General features: G+C 54.1%; 12 protein-coding genes and 1 tRNA gene. 2 read left to right on the top strand and 11 right to left on the bottom strand.

The features are described 5' to 3' along the window. The coding region (locus C3F13_05995) for a hypothetical protein (GenBank protein ID PWB54814.1) at positions 1 to 931 on the bottom strand (931 nt) is incomplete at its 3' end. Further along, positions 928 to 1,398, bottom strand: coding sequence for an ATPase P (locus C3F13_05990; GenBank protein ID PWB54810.1), 471 nt, complete (start codon positions 1,396 to 1,398; stop codon positions 928 to 930). The genes C3F13_05995 and C3F13_05990, both read right to left, overlap by 4 nt. A 97-nt stretch (positions 1,399 to 1,495) precedes the next feature. On the opposite strand from C3F13_05990, the gene C3F13_05985 reads away from it, so the two are divergent. Next, positions 1,496 to 2,575 (top strand): hypothetical protein, encoded by a 1,080-nt coding sequence (locus C3F13_05985; GenBank protein ID PWB54809.1) that lies wholly within the window; start codon positions 1,496 to 1,498, stop codon positions 2,573 to 2,575. A 169-nt stretch (positions 2,576 to 2,744) separates the two neighbouring features. Next, positions 2,745 to 3,755 (top strand): BMP family ABC transporter substrate-binding protein, encoded by a 1,011-nt coding sequence (locus tag C3F13_05980; GenBank protein PWB54808.1) that lies wholly within the window; start codon positions 2,745 to 2,747, stop codon positions 3,753 to 3,755. A gap of 129 nt (positions 3,756 to 3,884) precedes the next feature. On the opposite strand, the gene C3F13_05975 is transcribed toward C3F13_05980, so the two are convergent. The 9 genes from C3F13_05975 to C3F13_05935 all read right to left on the bottom strand — a co-directional run bounded on the left by C3F13_05975 (position 3,885) and on the right by C3F13_05935 (position 14,834). Continuing rightward, positions 3,885 to 5,168 (bottom strand): ABC transporter permease, encoded by a 1,284-nt coding sequence (locus C3F13_05975; protein PWB54807.1) that lies wholly within the window; start codon positions 5,166 to 5,168, stop codon positions 3,885 to 3,887. A 3-nt stretch (positions 5,169 to 5,171) separates the two neighbouring features. Further along, the gene (locus C3F13_05970) at positions 5,172 to 6,491 is read right to left on the bottom strand and encodes an ABC transporter permease (protein PWB54806.1); all 1,320 of its coding nucleotides are present in this window, start codon (positions 6,489 to 6,491) and stop codon (positions 5,172 to 5,174) included. A 14-nt stretch (positions 6,492 to 6,505) separates the two neighbouring features. Beyond that, the gene (locus C3F13_05965; GenBank protein ID PWB54805.1) at positions 6,506 to 8,038 is read right to left on the bottom strand and encodes a heme ABC transporter ATP-binding protein; all 1,533 of its coding nucleotides are present in this window, start codon (positions 8,036 to 8,038) and stop codon (positions 6,506 to 6,508) included. A gap of 181 nt (positions 8,039 to 8,219) precedes the next feature. Further along, positions 8,220 to 10,283, bottom strand: coding sequence for a hypothetical protein (locus C3F13_05960; protein PWB54804.1), 2,064 nt, complete (start codon positions 10,281 to 10,283; stop codon positions 8,220 to 8,222). A 135-nt stretch (positions 10,284 to 10,418) separates the two neighbouring features. Beyond that, on the bottom strand, positions 10,419 to 10,835 hold the full coding sequence (locus C3F13_05955) for a cytidine deaminase (protein PWB54803.1): 417 nt from the start codon (positions 10,833 to 10,835) through the stop codon (positions 10,419 to 10,421). Continuing rightward, entirely contained in the window at positions 10,825 to 12,102 is a 1,278-nt protein-coding gene (locus C3F13_05950) for a hypothetical protein (GenBank protein PWB54802.1), read from the bottom strand. Before C3F13_05950 ends, C3F13_05955 begins: the two co-directional genes overlap by 11 nt. Next, the gene (gene glmU, locus C3F13_05945; GenBank protein PWB54801.1) at positions 12,099 to 13,445 is read right to left on the bottom strand and encodes a UDP-N-acetylglucosamine diphosphorylase/glucosamine-1-phosphate N-acetyltransferase; all 1,347 of its coding nucleotides are present in this window, start codon (positions 13,443 to 13,445) and stop codon (positions 12,099 to 12,101) included. The genes C3F13_05950 and glmU overlap by 4 nt, the downstream gene beginning before the upstream one ends. A 108-nt stretch (positions 13,446 to 13,553) precedes the next feature. Next, positions 13,554 to 13,627 (bottom strand) — tRNA-Gln (locus C3F13_05940). Positions 13,628 to 13,715: 88 nt separating this feature from the next. Continuing rightward, the gene (locus C3F13_05935; GenBank protein ID PWB54800.1) at positions 13,716 to 14,834 is read right to left on the bottom strand and encodes a hypothetical protein; all 1,119 of its coding nucleotides are present in this window, start codon (positions 14,832 to 14,834) and stop codon (positions 13,716 to 13,718) included. Positions 14,835 to 14,844 lie beyond the last annotated feature (10 nt).

The following is a 14,844-nucleotide window of genomic DNA, read 5'->3' as shown; positions in this document are numbered from 1 at the left end:
TGGTGCGTGTTGTCGAGGGGGTAATGGTGGGCGTCTGGGTTGGGGGTACCAGTGTGGCCGTGGCTGTTGACGTCGGTGGGACTGGTGTGAGCGTGTATGTCGCAGTAGGCGTATAGGTCGGCACAGCCAGCGGCACTCCAAACCAGCCCAGGGTGGTGCTATAGGCAGCGATCCCGATTGCCGCAGCGATGCCAAATAAAGTGACCACGCCACCCAATGTATACCCCATGATGGTCATCGGGCGAAAACCAAGGATAGCCAGGGTAATGGCGCCCAATAATGCAGCCCAAGCCAGATGAATGAGGAACACTACCAGGCCATCGGGAAACAGGTGGGGCACACCACTGCCTAGGCCGAATCCCGCCACCACCAGGGGCAGGTAAAGGGTATAAGCTAAAGCCACACTCGGCGCAGCCGGACTGCGCTCAGAGTGGGCCATGGTGGCGGCAGTGAAAATAGCTCCAATGGTTAAAACAATGATGTTATCAGCCGAGATGGTGGCATTGTAAAAAGCCAGGTTCAACGATGCAGGTATCCATACCCGCCCCAACAATCCCGCCCCAGCCCCCATGACGAAGACTATGAGGCTGCCGATCGCCAGGGCAACCAGGCTGCGGCTGAAAAATTTATAAGACCCAACGACGGTGGCCAGGGAGAGGCCGATCACCGGGGCCATGAGGGGGGCAATCACCGCCCCCAGCACCAACACGACCGGTGAATCTAACATGATACCGATACCGAAGATGACACCGGCGAGGGCAGAGAACAGGAAAAAATCAAAGCTGGGCGAGGTGCGATGCCTGACACGATCAAGCACAATGGCGCGTTCGTCCACTTCCAGGGGGGCGAGCAGGCGCCTGGCCCTTCTGCGCCGGGCAGGCGGCATCAGGTCGGGGTCATCGGGGATATTCTCAGTCTTAGGCAGGCTCATTTACGTAATGTAGCAACAATCCTGAGTGGTTTTTCAAGCAAGTCCAAGGCGTCAAAGACACTGCTGACGACCAGATCGGCTGCCAGTAAGGTTTCTACAGCGGTACCTTCCGCGGAAATCACGCAGATTCCCAGTGCAGCTGCCTGCAGCATCCCAGCATCATTTGCGCCCTGCCCAATGGCAATCACCTTGCCAGCACCTAATTGGGTGACATAGCCTTCCTTCTGCCGGGTTTCATCTCCAGGTTGGATCCGCACGGATTTTATTCCGAGCTGCTGGTCGATAATGCCTTGTTTGCCATGAGTGTCGGCAGTGAGCAGGTGGATACTAAGCCGGTCGTGCAAGTCTGATAATCTCTGCTTCACACCATCCAGGAGGAGTCCATCCACTGCCAGGGTCCCGTTGACATCGCAAACAAGATGGTGCAGCTGGATCAATCCTCGCCCTGGGATGCTCAGCTCGATCATGGGCTAATTATACCCCAACGAGTTTTTTCGGGCATTTTGCCGCCCCAGGCGTCTTTATAGTACAATATCGCCGACCACTCTAGCGGAGAAAGCGAATTTGAAACAGTCTTTTAGACAAATCATCTTTATCAGCCTGGCAATCTGCCTGGTGAGTTGGTTAGCTGCCTGTACAACAGTAATGCCCTCGACGGAATCACCCGCCACGTCTATAGCCAGCCCGACCGTCAATCTCGTCATCGCCACCCCCACGGTCACGCCTTCACCATCTCCGGTGGCCCCCTTTGCCGTGCTCCTGGCACCGCCTGGCTCCGATAGCGCCCAGGTCAACGCCCTCCAGACCGCTTTGAACGATACCATCACCCAGGCTGGACTTCAGTGGCAAGTCAGGCAACAGCTGACCATGAACGACATGGTGCCGGAGCTGAAGCTGGTTGTGGCAGTTCCACCCGACCCAGGGTTGGCTGAGTTCGTGACCCAGGGGCGAGGTACACAATTCTTAGCGCTGGATATTCCCGACCTGACGCCTGCCCCGAACCTGACCACGATCAATACACAGGATGTACGCCCCGACCAGCAGGGTTTCGTTGCTGGCGAAATCGCGGCCATGCTTTCGGAAGACTGGCGCGTGGGTACGATCAGCCTGTCGGATACCACGGAAGGACGCTCGGCCCGCAGTGGTTTCCTGAATGGCGTGGTATATTTCTGCGGCCTGTGCCGCCCGGTTCACCCGCCTTTCTATGAGTACCCAACCTATGTTGAACTGCCTGCCACCGCCACCACGGCTGAGTGGCAGGAAGCTGCCAATTACATGGTCGACCATGCCGTGCGGTCTGTGTATGTGTATCCCCAAGCAGGAGACGAAGCCATGCTATCGATACTAGCTCAGGCGGGGATCAACATTATCAGCAGCGGTAACCCTCCTGCAGCAGCAAGCTCCACCTGGGCTGTCTCGCTGACCGCCGAGCCAATCACATTTATCCAAAAGCAGGTGGCAGGGCTGCTGGAGGGCACTATCTCTGGGGGGCATAGCCTATACGTACCCATCGAGTTCACCAACATCAATCCCTCGTTTTTTACCCCGGGTAAACAGAGGTTGGCTCAGCAAACCCTATCAGACTTGCAAGCAGGATATATTGATACCGGTGTGGATTTGACAACCGGTGAAAAACGCCCATAATAAACGAAAGAACACGGGAACCCACACCAAGGGCAGGGAAGATAGCGATCGGGTCAATACCTGTATGATTGACCGGGCTGCATGATGATTGGCACTTTCCGTAGCCCATATCACCTGAATTTATAACGCTCTGGAGCATGGCGAATTGGTTAAGAGTTTTCATATCATTATGGTTCTTGTTTTGTTAGCTGCTCTGCTGCTGGGAGCTTGCCAGGCTGCCACTCCAAGCGAAACTGACTGCGCCAGCACGGATGTTTTTTGCATTGGACTGGTAACAGGCATTGAAGGTATCCACGATATGTCTACCAACCAGGCAGCCTGGGAGGGTGTTCAGGCTGCCCAAAACGAGAATGTGGCAGATCAGGTACGCTACATCGAGACCGTGGACCTTAAAGACTATGAACAGAACATCACCAGCCTGGCTGAAAACGGTTACGATGTGATTGTGAGCGTTGGAGAACAATTTACCGAGGCGACCGACCGCATGGCAAAGACTTATCCCAACACGTCGTTCATCGGGGTTGATCAGAACCAGGTTGCTACCACACCAAACCTGACCGGGCTGGTTTTTCATGCAGACCAAGGCGGCTTCCTGGCAGGTGCCCTGGCAGCGCAGCTCACCCGGTCCGGCACGATTGCAGGGGTCTTCGGTTCCGAAATGATGCCGGGTATGAGCGGGTTAAAATATGGCTATGAAGCTGGCGCACGCTATATCAACCCTGAGATCATCATCATTTCTCCCTCTCCTCCAGAAGCTAAGGAATTAACCGAGGCCGATGCGCGGTGGGGGGCGAGCGCTGCTTCAGATGCTCTACAAAATGGCGCCGATGTCGTGTTTGGATCAGGTGACAGGAGCGGGAACGCCGCCTTGATTGAAGGAACACACCTTCCCGAAGCGTATTGCATCGGTGTAGGCAATGACCAATGGGAGAGTCTCCCGGATGCCCACCCCTGCCTGGTCACCAGTGTGGTGAAGATGGTGGGCCAGGGGATTACCGAGCTGATCAAACAAACCGCAGATGGAAAGTTACCTGCAGGGAATTACTATGGATCCTGGGGGTACGCTCCTTATCACGATTTTGAGAGCCTGATCCCACAAACAACCAGGGACGGGTTAAGCCAGATCGCGGATGACCTGCGAATGGGCTCACTCACCACCGGTTATGACCCCGGCAAGTGAGTGATATTCGGGGTTATACGAGTAAGCTAGAATCCCATGGTAATTTCCACCTGTTAAAACCTGAATAGCTGATGATAAAAAAAACAGATGGCCGAGATGGCCATCTGTGTGTAGAACCATCACTTACTTCTAATCGCCTTCTTTTTCGTACGGCACTCCATCTGCAGCAGGCATTTGGCTGCGGCCAACCACCCCTGCCAGAACGATCATGGTCACAATGTACGGAGCCATCAGCAGGAACTGGGATGGGATCTGCAACCGTAAAATTGCCAGCTTGGATGCCAGGGCATCGGTGAACCCGAACAAAATACCGGCACCGAAGGCCCCAAACGGCATCCAGTTGCCAAAGAGCATGGCGGCCAGGGCGATAAAGCCGCGCCCAGCGGTCATTACCTCATCGAAACGCCCCACGGAGCCCAAGGTAAAGTACGATCCGGCAAACCCAGCCATCATGGCACCCAGGATCACTGCCATATAACGGGTCTTGAAAACATTGATGCCGAGTGTATCAGCCGCCTTGGGATGCTCACCCACTGAGCGCAGGCGCAATCCCCACTTGGTTTTAAATAGGGCCAGTGTGAGAATGATCAAGAAGATGTACATCGCATAGACGTACATGTTGTGATTAAACAGGATCGGCCCCAGGAAAGGAATTTTAGACAGCAACGGTACTGGATACGCCGGGAAGGTACCCGATTGGTTAAGGCTCTCGTAATGCTGGAGAAATTTTGCAGATATATAGGATGTGATGCCGGTGGAAAAGATATTGATGGCCGTGCCTGAGATGATCTGGTTGACCTTGTACTTGATCGAGAGCACACCGTGGACAACGCCGTACAATGCCCCGGTCAGCACCCCCACCAGCACACCAACCCATAAACTATTGGTGATACTGGCAGCCATGCAGCTGGTCATAGCCGCCGAAAGCATCATACCCTCGATGGCAATATTGACTACCCCGGCTCGCTCGCTCAGGATGCCTGACAAGGCACCCAGGGTGAGAGGCACCGCCTTTGAGAGTGAAACATTGAGCAAGCCTGCCAGGTTTAATGATTTTCCTGCAGCACCATAGGTCAGGAAGCCAAACACAAACATGGCTGCTATCGCTCCCAGGATCAGGTTGGTGGATTTCCTGAATCCTCCCCTGCGGATCAGCTGGGCGGCCCCCAAGGCGACACACATCGCAGACAGGAAATAGAGGGTTGGCAAAGAGGGAAGGGTCATATCCGGGATGGTGGCTTGCATGCCACCGGGCGTCATACCGAACTTGGTGACGGTTCCCGGAGCTACGCCACGGATGAAAAAGAACCAGATTGCCACCCCGACAAGGATGAATATGACACCCATCACCCGCTGACGGGTCGGTTTAACTTGCTCGACCTCTTTATGGAAAGTAGCAGTTGTTGCAGCCATCGGTTACTTCCCTCCCCAGCTGGTTGAGAGCACTACTTCCTCACCCTTAGCTGGCTGCTTCAAGCGGAATATCGTACGGGTGATCGCCGGAGCAGCAATAAATACCAGGATGAACGCCTGCACTACTGAGACAATATCGATTGGGATGCCAGTCTTCAGCATCATATTGGTGGCACCACTACGCAGGAAGCCAAATAACAGTGAAGCCAATACCACTCCGAACGGGCTGCTGTTGCCCAGCAAGGCGATGGCAATAGCATCGAAGCCGTAGCCAGAAGAGAACGCCATGGCCAGGTTGTGATTTACGCCCAACACTTCATTGCCACCTGCCATTCCTGCCAAAGCACCTGCCAGGGTCATCCCCAGGATGATCTGCATCGTAACGCTCATGCCAGCGTAGCGGGCAGCGCGCGGGTTGGTACCTACGGTGCGTAAATCAAAGCCCCATCTCGTCTTGAACAGGTACCAGCTCACCAGCCAGGCTACCAGCAGAGCAATAAAAAAACCAAGATGGAAGCGCACTGGTGCCCCAAAGAAGGTTGGTAATTCTGCGCCGGGTTGGATGGTCGGGCTGACCGGATTGAATGAATCGGGGCGTTTCATCGGACCGGTTAAAAGCCAATCGCTCAACCGGAAGGCAATGTAATTCATCATGATCGTGTTAATGACCTCATGAGCTCCGGTTTTAGCTTTCAACCAGCCAGGGATGAAGCCCCAGAGACCTCCCCCTACAGCCCCCGCCAGAAACGCAAGGGGCATGTGGATAAACCAGGGCAGCCCTTTAAAGGAATAACCAACGAAAGCTGCAAAAATTGCACCTAAAAACAGCTGACCTTCGGCACCAATGTTGAATAACCCAGCCCGAAAACCGAATGCCACACTCAGTCCAGCAAAGATGTACGGCGTGGCAGCCACCAGCCCATCGGTAAACGGGTAGATCGCCAGGTTGATCAGCTTAGGATCACCGCTGGCGAGTGCCTTAATGAGATCCCCCGGCCGACCAAAGGCACCAACAAACAAGGCGCTATAGGCGGTTGCTACCACATTCCAGGCCTCTTTAAGGCCTGCTCCTATCGATACCTGAAAAGCCGCCCAAACCGATTCGGAAGTGATGATAATGATGATGCCCCCACACACCATTCCCAAAAAGATTGCCAGGATAGGGACCAGAATAGATTGTAAGGTACGCCTCCAGCGAGGCAAATGCTTGGGGGGGCCAGCGGTTACCTCTTCCAAAAAAATCTTCCCGGCGTCCTTCTTCTCCGGTTTCGGGGCTTCTTGAGCTCCTTCTTCAGGCTTTGCATTCAGTTTGTCATCACTCATGCTGTTTACCTCTCTCAAGGTTGCTCAGCTAAAGCATCAGGGTGGATACCCGCCATCAGCAATCCAACCCCTTCCTTGGTAGCTTTCTCCGCGGGCACAATATCAATGATCTTGCCGCGATACATGACTGCAATACGATCCGCCAGCTGCATGATCTCATCCAGCTCGGAAGAGACCAATAGCACAGCACACCCTTCATCGCGTTTCTGCAGGATGCGCCCGTGAATATATTCCACGGAACCTACATCCAGACCGCGTGTGGGTTGGGAGGCGATCAGGAGCTTGATCGGCCGCGAGAACTCGCGCGCAACGATGACTTTCTGCTGGTTACCACCAGAGAGCGAGCCGGCTGTTACCATTGGGCCGGGAGTGCGGATATCGAATTCCTGAATACGCTGGTTGGCAGTACTAATGATCGTCCCTTTTTGTAACACAACACCTTTTGAAAAGGGAGGTAAGTAATATGTATTCATCACTAAGTTCTCGGTGAGAGGGAACGATAGGACCAAACCGTCCTGCTGGCGGTCCTCAGGGACATGCGCCGAGCCTAATTCAGTAATCTGGCGCGGTTTCGACTTGGTGATGTCCTTGTCAAGGAATTTTATGCTCCCCTCTTCGGAAGCTTTTAACCCTGTCAGCGCCTCAACCAACTCGGTTTGTCCGTTGCCCTGGACGCCTGCCACACCGAGGACTTCCCCCGCCTGTACATCAAAGGACACACCATCCACGGCCAGCTGGCGCCTTTGGTCCAGGACTTTCAAATCCTGGACAGACAGCACCGTATCCCCAAGCTGAGGTGGTTTCTTTTCAATCTCCAGGATCACCGCCCGGCCAACCATCATTTCAGCAAGTTTATTTTTATCCGCCTCGGCTGGGGTGACGCTTCCAACTACTTTGCCTCTGCGGATGACAGTTATCCGCTCACAAATCTCCATCACCTCGCGCAGTTTATGCGTGATGAAGATAATTGACTTGCCCTGCTCAACCAGTGAATGCATGATCTTGAACAGCTCATCTGCTTCTTGAGGGGTAAGCACAGCTGTCGGCTCATCTAAAATCAGAATGTCCGCCTCTCGGTAAAGCAGTTTAATGATTTCGACCCGCTGCTGGACCCCGACAGGAAGATCGCGCACGTAATCGTCGGGGTTGACCTCTAATTTATATTGCTCAGAAATCTGGCGGATCTTATCGGCGACGATTTTGCGGTCAAGAAAACCGCCTGGTTTGGTGGCTTCATCTCCCAACATGACATTCTCGGTGACGGTGAACACCGGCACCAGCATGAAGTGTTGGTGAACCATTCCAATGCCGCTGGCAATCGCATCACTGGGTGAATGGACTTTAATCGGCTTGCCTCGGACAATGATCTCGCCCTCGTCCGGTTGATAAAGCCCATAAAGAATATTCATCAAGGTGGTCTTCCCCGCCCCATTTTCGCCCAATAGGGCATGAATTTCCCCCGCCTCGAGTGTCAGATCGATGTGATCGTTGGCTAACACGCCAGGAAATTGCTTCGTAATACCGCGTAGTTCTAGGATTGGCGCCATAACTGTTCACACTCCAAGATAACACGGATTCGTCTTCGCCCATCAAGGATAATGAACAAAGATGATGAAAATTAATTGTTAAATCAAAAAAGAGATAATATCATTTTACCATGAGCGATAAGGTCTTATAAGAAAAAAGGGGCTGGCTAGTACCAGCCCCTTTTTTTAGAGCATTAAGAGATTATGGTGTAGTTTTGATCGTGCCAGCGATGATGTCTGCCTTAACCTGCTCCAGCTGGGTCTTCAGTGTATCTGGAACTTGAGAGGCAAGATCATGGAAATCAGCCAGACCAACACCACCGTTCTTCAAGGAACCAACAGTAACGCCGCCAGCAAAAGTACCTGCCTGGATATCCTTGATAGCGTTGAAGGTGGTGATATCCATATTCTTCAACACAGAAGTCAGGACAATGCTGGCATATTCGGGTGAAGCAACGAACCAGTCATTATCCACACCAACGATGAGGGTGTTGCCGCGTTCGAGGGCAGCAGCTGCAGTCCCCAAGCCGACGGGGCCAGCCACGGGCATGATGATGTCGGCGCCTTCATCCATCAGGGATTGCCCCATGGTGCGGCCGTCATCGGTGCTCTCGAAGTTACCGGTGAACAAACCGGTCTGGGTGGCGGGATCCCAACCTAAGACTTCCACAGTGGTGCCATTCTTCTCATTGTAGTACTTAACGCCCAGAGCATAACCGTCCATGAAGGCGGTGACAGTGGGGATCTGGATACCGCCAAAGGTACCAACTTTACCAGTCTTGGTCATGCCTGCAGACAGGTAACCAGCCAGGAATGCTGCCTGATCGGTTGTAAAGACCTGCCCGAGGACGTTGGGGATCGCAGGATCATAGGCGTAGTCTACGATGGAGAACTTCTGGGTTGGATTGGCCTCAGCAGCTGCCTTGGTGGCATCTCCCAACAGGAAGCCAACGGTGATGATCAGATCGCAGCCTTCGCTGATGAAGGCGTTGATGTTCTTCTCATAATCTGTCTGCTGCTGTGATTCGAGGTATTTACCGGTGACGTTCTGTAGCTTGGTCTCGGCATCGGTTACACCCTTCCAGGCAGTGGCGTTGAAGGACTTGTCATCAATACCGCCCGTGTCGGTCACCTGGCAAGCCGTGACAGCCGCAGGCGCGGCTGGCTTGACGTTGATCGAGCCATCGATAACACCAGCTTTTACGGTTTCTAGATCTGTCTTGACTGCGTCGGGAACGACTGAAGCCAGGTCATGGAAATCAGCCAAACCAACGCCACCATTCTCCAGTGTACCGACGGTCACCCCGCCCTGGAAGGTACCATCCTGAACAGACTTGATGGCCTCGAGGGTGGTGATGTCCATGTTCTTCAACACGGAGGTGAGCAGGATGCTGGCATATTCAGGTGAAGTGTTGTACCAGTCATTATCCACGCCCACGATGTAGGTGCCACCGCGCTCAAGCGCTGCAGCTGCAGTGCCCAAACCAACTGGCCCTGCCACGGGCATGATGACATCGGCGCCTTCGTCCATCAGGGACTGACCCATGGTACGGCCGTCATCGGTGCTCTCAAAGTTACCAGTGAACAGGCCGGTCTGAGTAGCAGGATCCCAACCTAAGACTTCCACTTTGGCGCCATTCTTTTCATTGTAATACTTGACACCCATGGCATAGCCATCCATGAAGGTAGTGACGGTGGGGATCTGTATGCCACCGAAGGTACCTACCTTGCCGGTTTTCGAAACCGCGGCGGCTACATACCCTGCTAAGAAGGCTGCCTGATCAGTAGCAAAAACCTGACCCAGGACATTAGGAATCGCAGGATCATAGGCATAGTCTACAATGGAAAACTTCTGGTCTGGATTGGCCTCGGCGGCAGCTTTGGTCGCGTCGCCCAACAAAAAGCCAACAGTGATGATCAGATTGCACCCTTCGCTGATGAAAGCATTGATGTTCTTCTCGTAGTCGGTTTGTTGCTGCGATTCAAGATATTTTCCTTCGACTCCGAGTTGGGTTTCAGCATCAGTGACGCCCTTCCAGGCAGTGGCGTTGAAGGATTTGTCATCGATACCGCCCGTGTCAGTCACCTGGCAGACCTTCAGCGCTGGAGGTGCTTCGGTGGGGGGTACGGCGGTCGGTTGCGGTGCCTCAGTAACGGCGGCCGCGGGTACCGTCGGTTCAGCTGTTGGTGTTGCTGCCGGTGCGCAGGCTGCTAGCGCCATAGAAGCAATCAACAGTACAGCCAAAATTGTTGATAATTTCTTCATACGATCTCTCCTCTTATTTTTTGTTTGGGTTGGTGTAAAAACGTACTAATAAGTGTAGCACACAGATAAAAAGTTTGCAATGTGATATTTTTCTTGATTACCAGCTTATTCTTCCTTGATAATTAGCCTTTGATTTCACCTCCTCTTCAAATCTACAGGCGTGAATGCCCCGGGCAGCAAGTCCTTAAGTTTGGCTTCCTGCCGCACCTGCCCGGTAATATCCGCTATGATCACCATTGTCTCCAGGCCGAACTCGGCCAGCACTTGCCGGCAGGAACCGCAGGGGGTGCCGCCGTTACTGGTTACCACCGCAATGGCAAGAAGCTCACTTTGCCCGTCTGAGACGGCCTTAAAGACCGCCACACGCTCCGCGCAGATGCTATCGGGATAGGCAGCGTTCTCTATGTTACAACCAGTGTAGTACCTGCCAGACGAGGTCAACAACGCTGCCCCCACCTTGTAATTCGAGTAGGGAGTATAGGCCTGCTCCCGCGCATCCGTTGCCAAACCAATCAGATGGCTACGCACCTCGTCGGTAAGTTTATTCGCCATTTAGCTTCTCCTCCTGAGTCGCTTGCAGTTGCTTCTTGGCTCGCACCTTGCGGATACGCCGCCCGGTAACCTGCTCAATAGTCAGGGTGATATCCCCCACCTGCAGGCTTTCTCCGCTGGTCGGCACACGCCCCACCTGCTCGTAGATAAAGCCGCCCAGCGTCTCGGTCTCTTCCATAGGCAGCTGGCTATCCATCACTTCATTGAAATCTCTCAAGTCAACCTTGCCTTGAAATACATACTCCTCTTCACCCATTTGTATATAGGGGGCTTCTTCACTCTGGTCGTATTCATCTTGAATTTCCCCCACTATTTCTTCGAATATATCCTCCAGAGTGACCAGCCCGGCAATGCCACCATACTCATCTACCACCATGGCCATGTGCACATGACCCTGCTGCATTTCCTCCAGTAGCTCATCCACCTTCTTGGCCTCCGGCACGAAAGTAGCCGGCCGCAATAGGCTACGCAGTGATTCGATCTTTTGACCCTGGCGCCACACCTTCAACAAGTCCTTGGCATATAGCAGTCCTAAAACGTTGTCGACCGTCTCCTCATACACAGGCATACGCGAGTGGCCTGATCTGATCAGCTCATCCACAGCTTCGTTCAAGGGGGTGGTGGCTTCTAAGGCGTTGATGTAGATGCGCGGCAGCATGATCTCGCGTACGAGGGTATCTCCCAGCTCGAAGATCGAGTAGATCATCTGGCGCTCATCGCCTTCCAAAACGCCACCCTCATGCCCTGCGTCCACCATGCTTTTCAGCTCTTCCTCGGTGACCGTGCTGATCTGTTCCTGACCATCCCCACGCCGCCGGCCGATGGCCAATGGCAACAGCAGGACAGGGGAGAGGATCACCATGGTGGTACGCACTGAGGGTGCCAGCCGCATTGCCCAGGTTTCAGGGTGGCTGGTGACCCAGAATTCCACCGCCCATTCTAGCCAGAACACCACCACGGCAGCGAGTACCAAAACACCCAGCATGATCAACATGCCGGAGAGGGCAAGTTCTTTAGGAAAAAACAAGGCCAGCAGCAAGCTGGCACCTAAAAAGCGCGCCAGCAGCTGGAGCAGGTTACTGGCAGCCTGCCACTCATGCGGGGCATGTAGCAAGCTGACAGTCTGGTTGACTTTCCGCTCCATTTCTTCGCGCAAAGCAAGCAAACGGGCCAGGCTGGCACTTTGAAGGGCGCTACGGAAGGCGATGGTGTACCCATCCAGGGCGAGCATGACCAGCAGACCGAAAATGATCAGGTAATGGTTCACTTCTTGATCTCTTTAATCACCCGGGCGGGCACGCCCACCGCAAGCGAGTTGGCAGGGATATCACGGGTGACTACTGCCCCCGCCCCGGTTTTGGCGCCTGCACCGATTTTGACTGGCGCAACCAGCATGGTATCGGAGCCGATGAAGGCTCCCTCCCCTATATCGGTGTGGAATTTATGCTCCCCGTCATAATTGCAGGAGATTGTACCGGCGCCAATATTCACATCCGGGCCAAGTGTGGTATCACCCAGGTACGAGAAATGCCCCATCTTCGACCCTGGCCCAAGGGTGGAGTTTTTGACCTCCCCAAAATTGCCCATATGCACACCTTTGCATAGATAGGCACCCTTGCGCAGGTGGCAGAAAGGCCCCATGTCCACATGGTCTTCCAGCACAGCATACTCCATTACCGATTCCAGCAGCTTACAATGATCACCCACCCGGGTATTGCGGATGATCGTGTTGGGGCCGATTACGCAACCTGCCCCAATCTGGGTGTTTCCGTGCAGGTATGTGCCTGGCCACAGGATGGTATCAGGACCGAGGCTGACCTCGGGCTCGATATAAACCTGAGTGGGGTCAATCATTGACACACCTGCCAGCATCCATTGCGTATTGATGCGCATACGCAACAATGCTTCCGCTTGAGCCAGGTGCACACGTGTGTTGATTCCGATCACCTCATCGGGGTCTTCCATAGAAACGCTCCGGATGGTATAGCCTTCCTGCACCGCCATACCTACCAGATCCGTCAGGTAATACTCTCCTCGCGGGGAAAGTGAGATACGCTTTAATGCGGGCCACAGCCATTCTGCCCGGAAGCAATATACACCAGGGTTGAGCTCGTGAATTTGCAGCTGTTCAGGGGTAGCTTGGGCTTCTTCAACGATACCGAGGATGCGCCCATCCATATCACGCAGGATGCGCCCAAAACCGCGCGGTTCAGCGGCAGATACGGTCAGCATACTGACGGGGTCAGAGTGGCTATCGGCCATCTCCGCCAGCTTCCCTAGGGTGGCACTGGTTAGCAGGGGCATGTCAGCATAAGTTACCAGCACCAGATCGCCCTGGCCAGCCAGCAATTCTTCAGCCTGGCTCAGGGCATGACCGGTGCCAAGCTGAGGCTCCTGGAGCACATAATCAACCCGGTCACCTAGTGCCTGGCGCACCCGGTCTGCCCCATGGCCAATCACCATCACCGGGCGAGTACCTGTCACTGCCTGGGTTGTTTCCAGGGCGTAGCATGCCATGGGCTTTCCCATTATATGATGAAGCACCTTGGGCAGGCTGGATTTCATGCGTGTCCCTTGCCCAGCGGCAAGGATGACTGCGGAGAATTTCATCATTCCTCCATAAAAACAAAAACGCAATGTCGACTGGGTATCAGCATCGGCTGCATCTACGCCATGGTGACTTTGCGTTAATCATAATAAGCTGTCATCTACTGTAACTAGCTGGGGCATCCGGGCTCGAACCAGAATAAACAGATCCAAAGTCTGCTGTGCTGCCATTGCACCATGCCCCAATAAAACGCCCGGAACGCCGAGCGAGTGGTATTTTATCATATTTTCATGCTGTTCCTGGTTGCAGGGGATCGATCGAGGCTGGGAGGCCTAGGCATCCTTTTCCTTTTCAGGCGCGAGACCCAGATGCCGTGCCTGCTCATAAGACAGCTTATCCTTGGGCTGGACGGCATCCAGCGCACTACCATCCTCGGAACTCTCCCAAAAGCCGTCAGCGCGCTCCCGGTTAGCCACCCGTGGCGCATGGGCGAACATGCTCTCTACCTTCGCCAGGGTTTCCTTATCTACGGTGACATCCGGCGGTAGCTCGATGCGTAAACTCTCCTTTGGGGCAGCCGCCTGAGCGGCAAGGGCTGTTTGCAGATCACGCACAGCCAGGTGAATGGCATGGTAGATCATGCCCAGCTTATCCGGGCCAAAGTAGCCGGCAGTGACGACGAACAGGGTATGGTTTAGGCCAACCGGAGCCACATAGATGCACTGCCGGGGTGCAGTGAAATATAACAGGCTTTCACTGGTACCCCTCGCCATTGCCTGAGAAACGTGCAGGCTGGCGCGAAATGCATGCATCAATGCAGAGAGCAGAGGGGAACCGGTGGTAATGGCTGAGGCTGCGCCTGCCTCTTCTATGATCTGACCGGAATCATTGGCCAGCATCGCTGAAACAGCCTTGACCTGCTTTTTTAACTCCACGAGGCGCTCATGGAGGGTGGAGACTGGTTCTTCCTTTGCAGGCTGGCTGGAGGTGGCAGACCCGGATGGTTCATCTTTTAACGGAGGAGCAATGGCAATTGGGGTCGGATGAGGAGCTGTTTCAGCGGAGCTGAATGCTGCATCACCGGCAGATAGGGCCTGTTTTACCGCCTCCAGAAATGTGTTGATATCAATTGGCTTGAAGAAATAGGCAGCAACCTCGGCTTCAGCCACCTGCTTGCGGATAACATCATCTTCAACCCCGGTGACCAGGATTATTTTCGTTTCAGGCTTGCGCTTGCGCAGCCGGGTGACCAAATCAAAGCCCGACATGCCAGGCAAGCGGAAGTCGATCACCACCAGGTCGATGGGTTGTGAGCTACATACGACCAACCCCTCCTCAGCAGAAGGCACCTCCAGGACCTCGACCTCCTCGCCAAGTGTTTTGAGGCTGGCAGTGACCATGCGCCTGACCTCATGATTATCTTCGACTACTAAAAGCCGGTAAGGACCCATGATGGAATCA

This window comes from Anaerolineales bacterium, from assembly GCA_003105035.1.
Classification (GTDB): Bacteria; Chloroflexota; Anaerolineae; order Anaerolineales; family UBA4823; genus FEB-25.
This window is presented reverse-complemented; position numbering and strand designations above follow the sequence as displayed.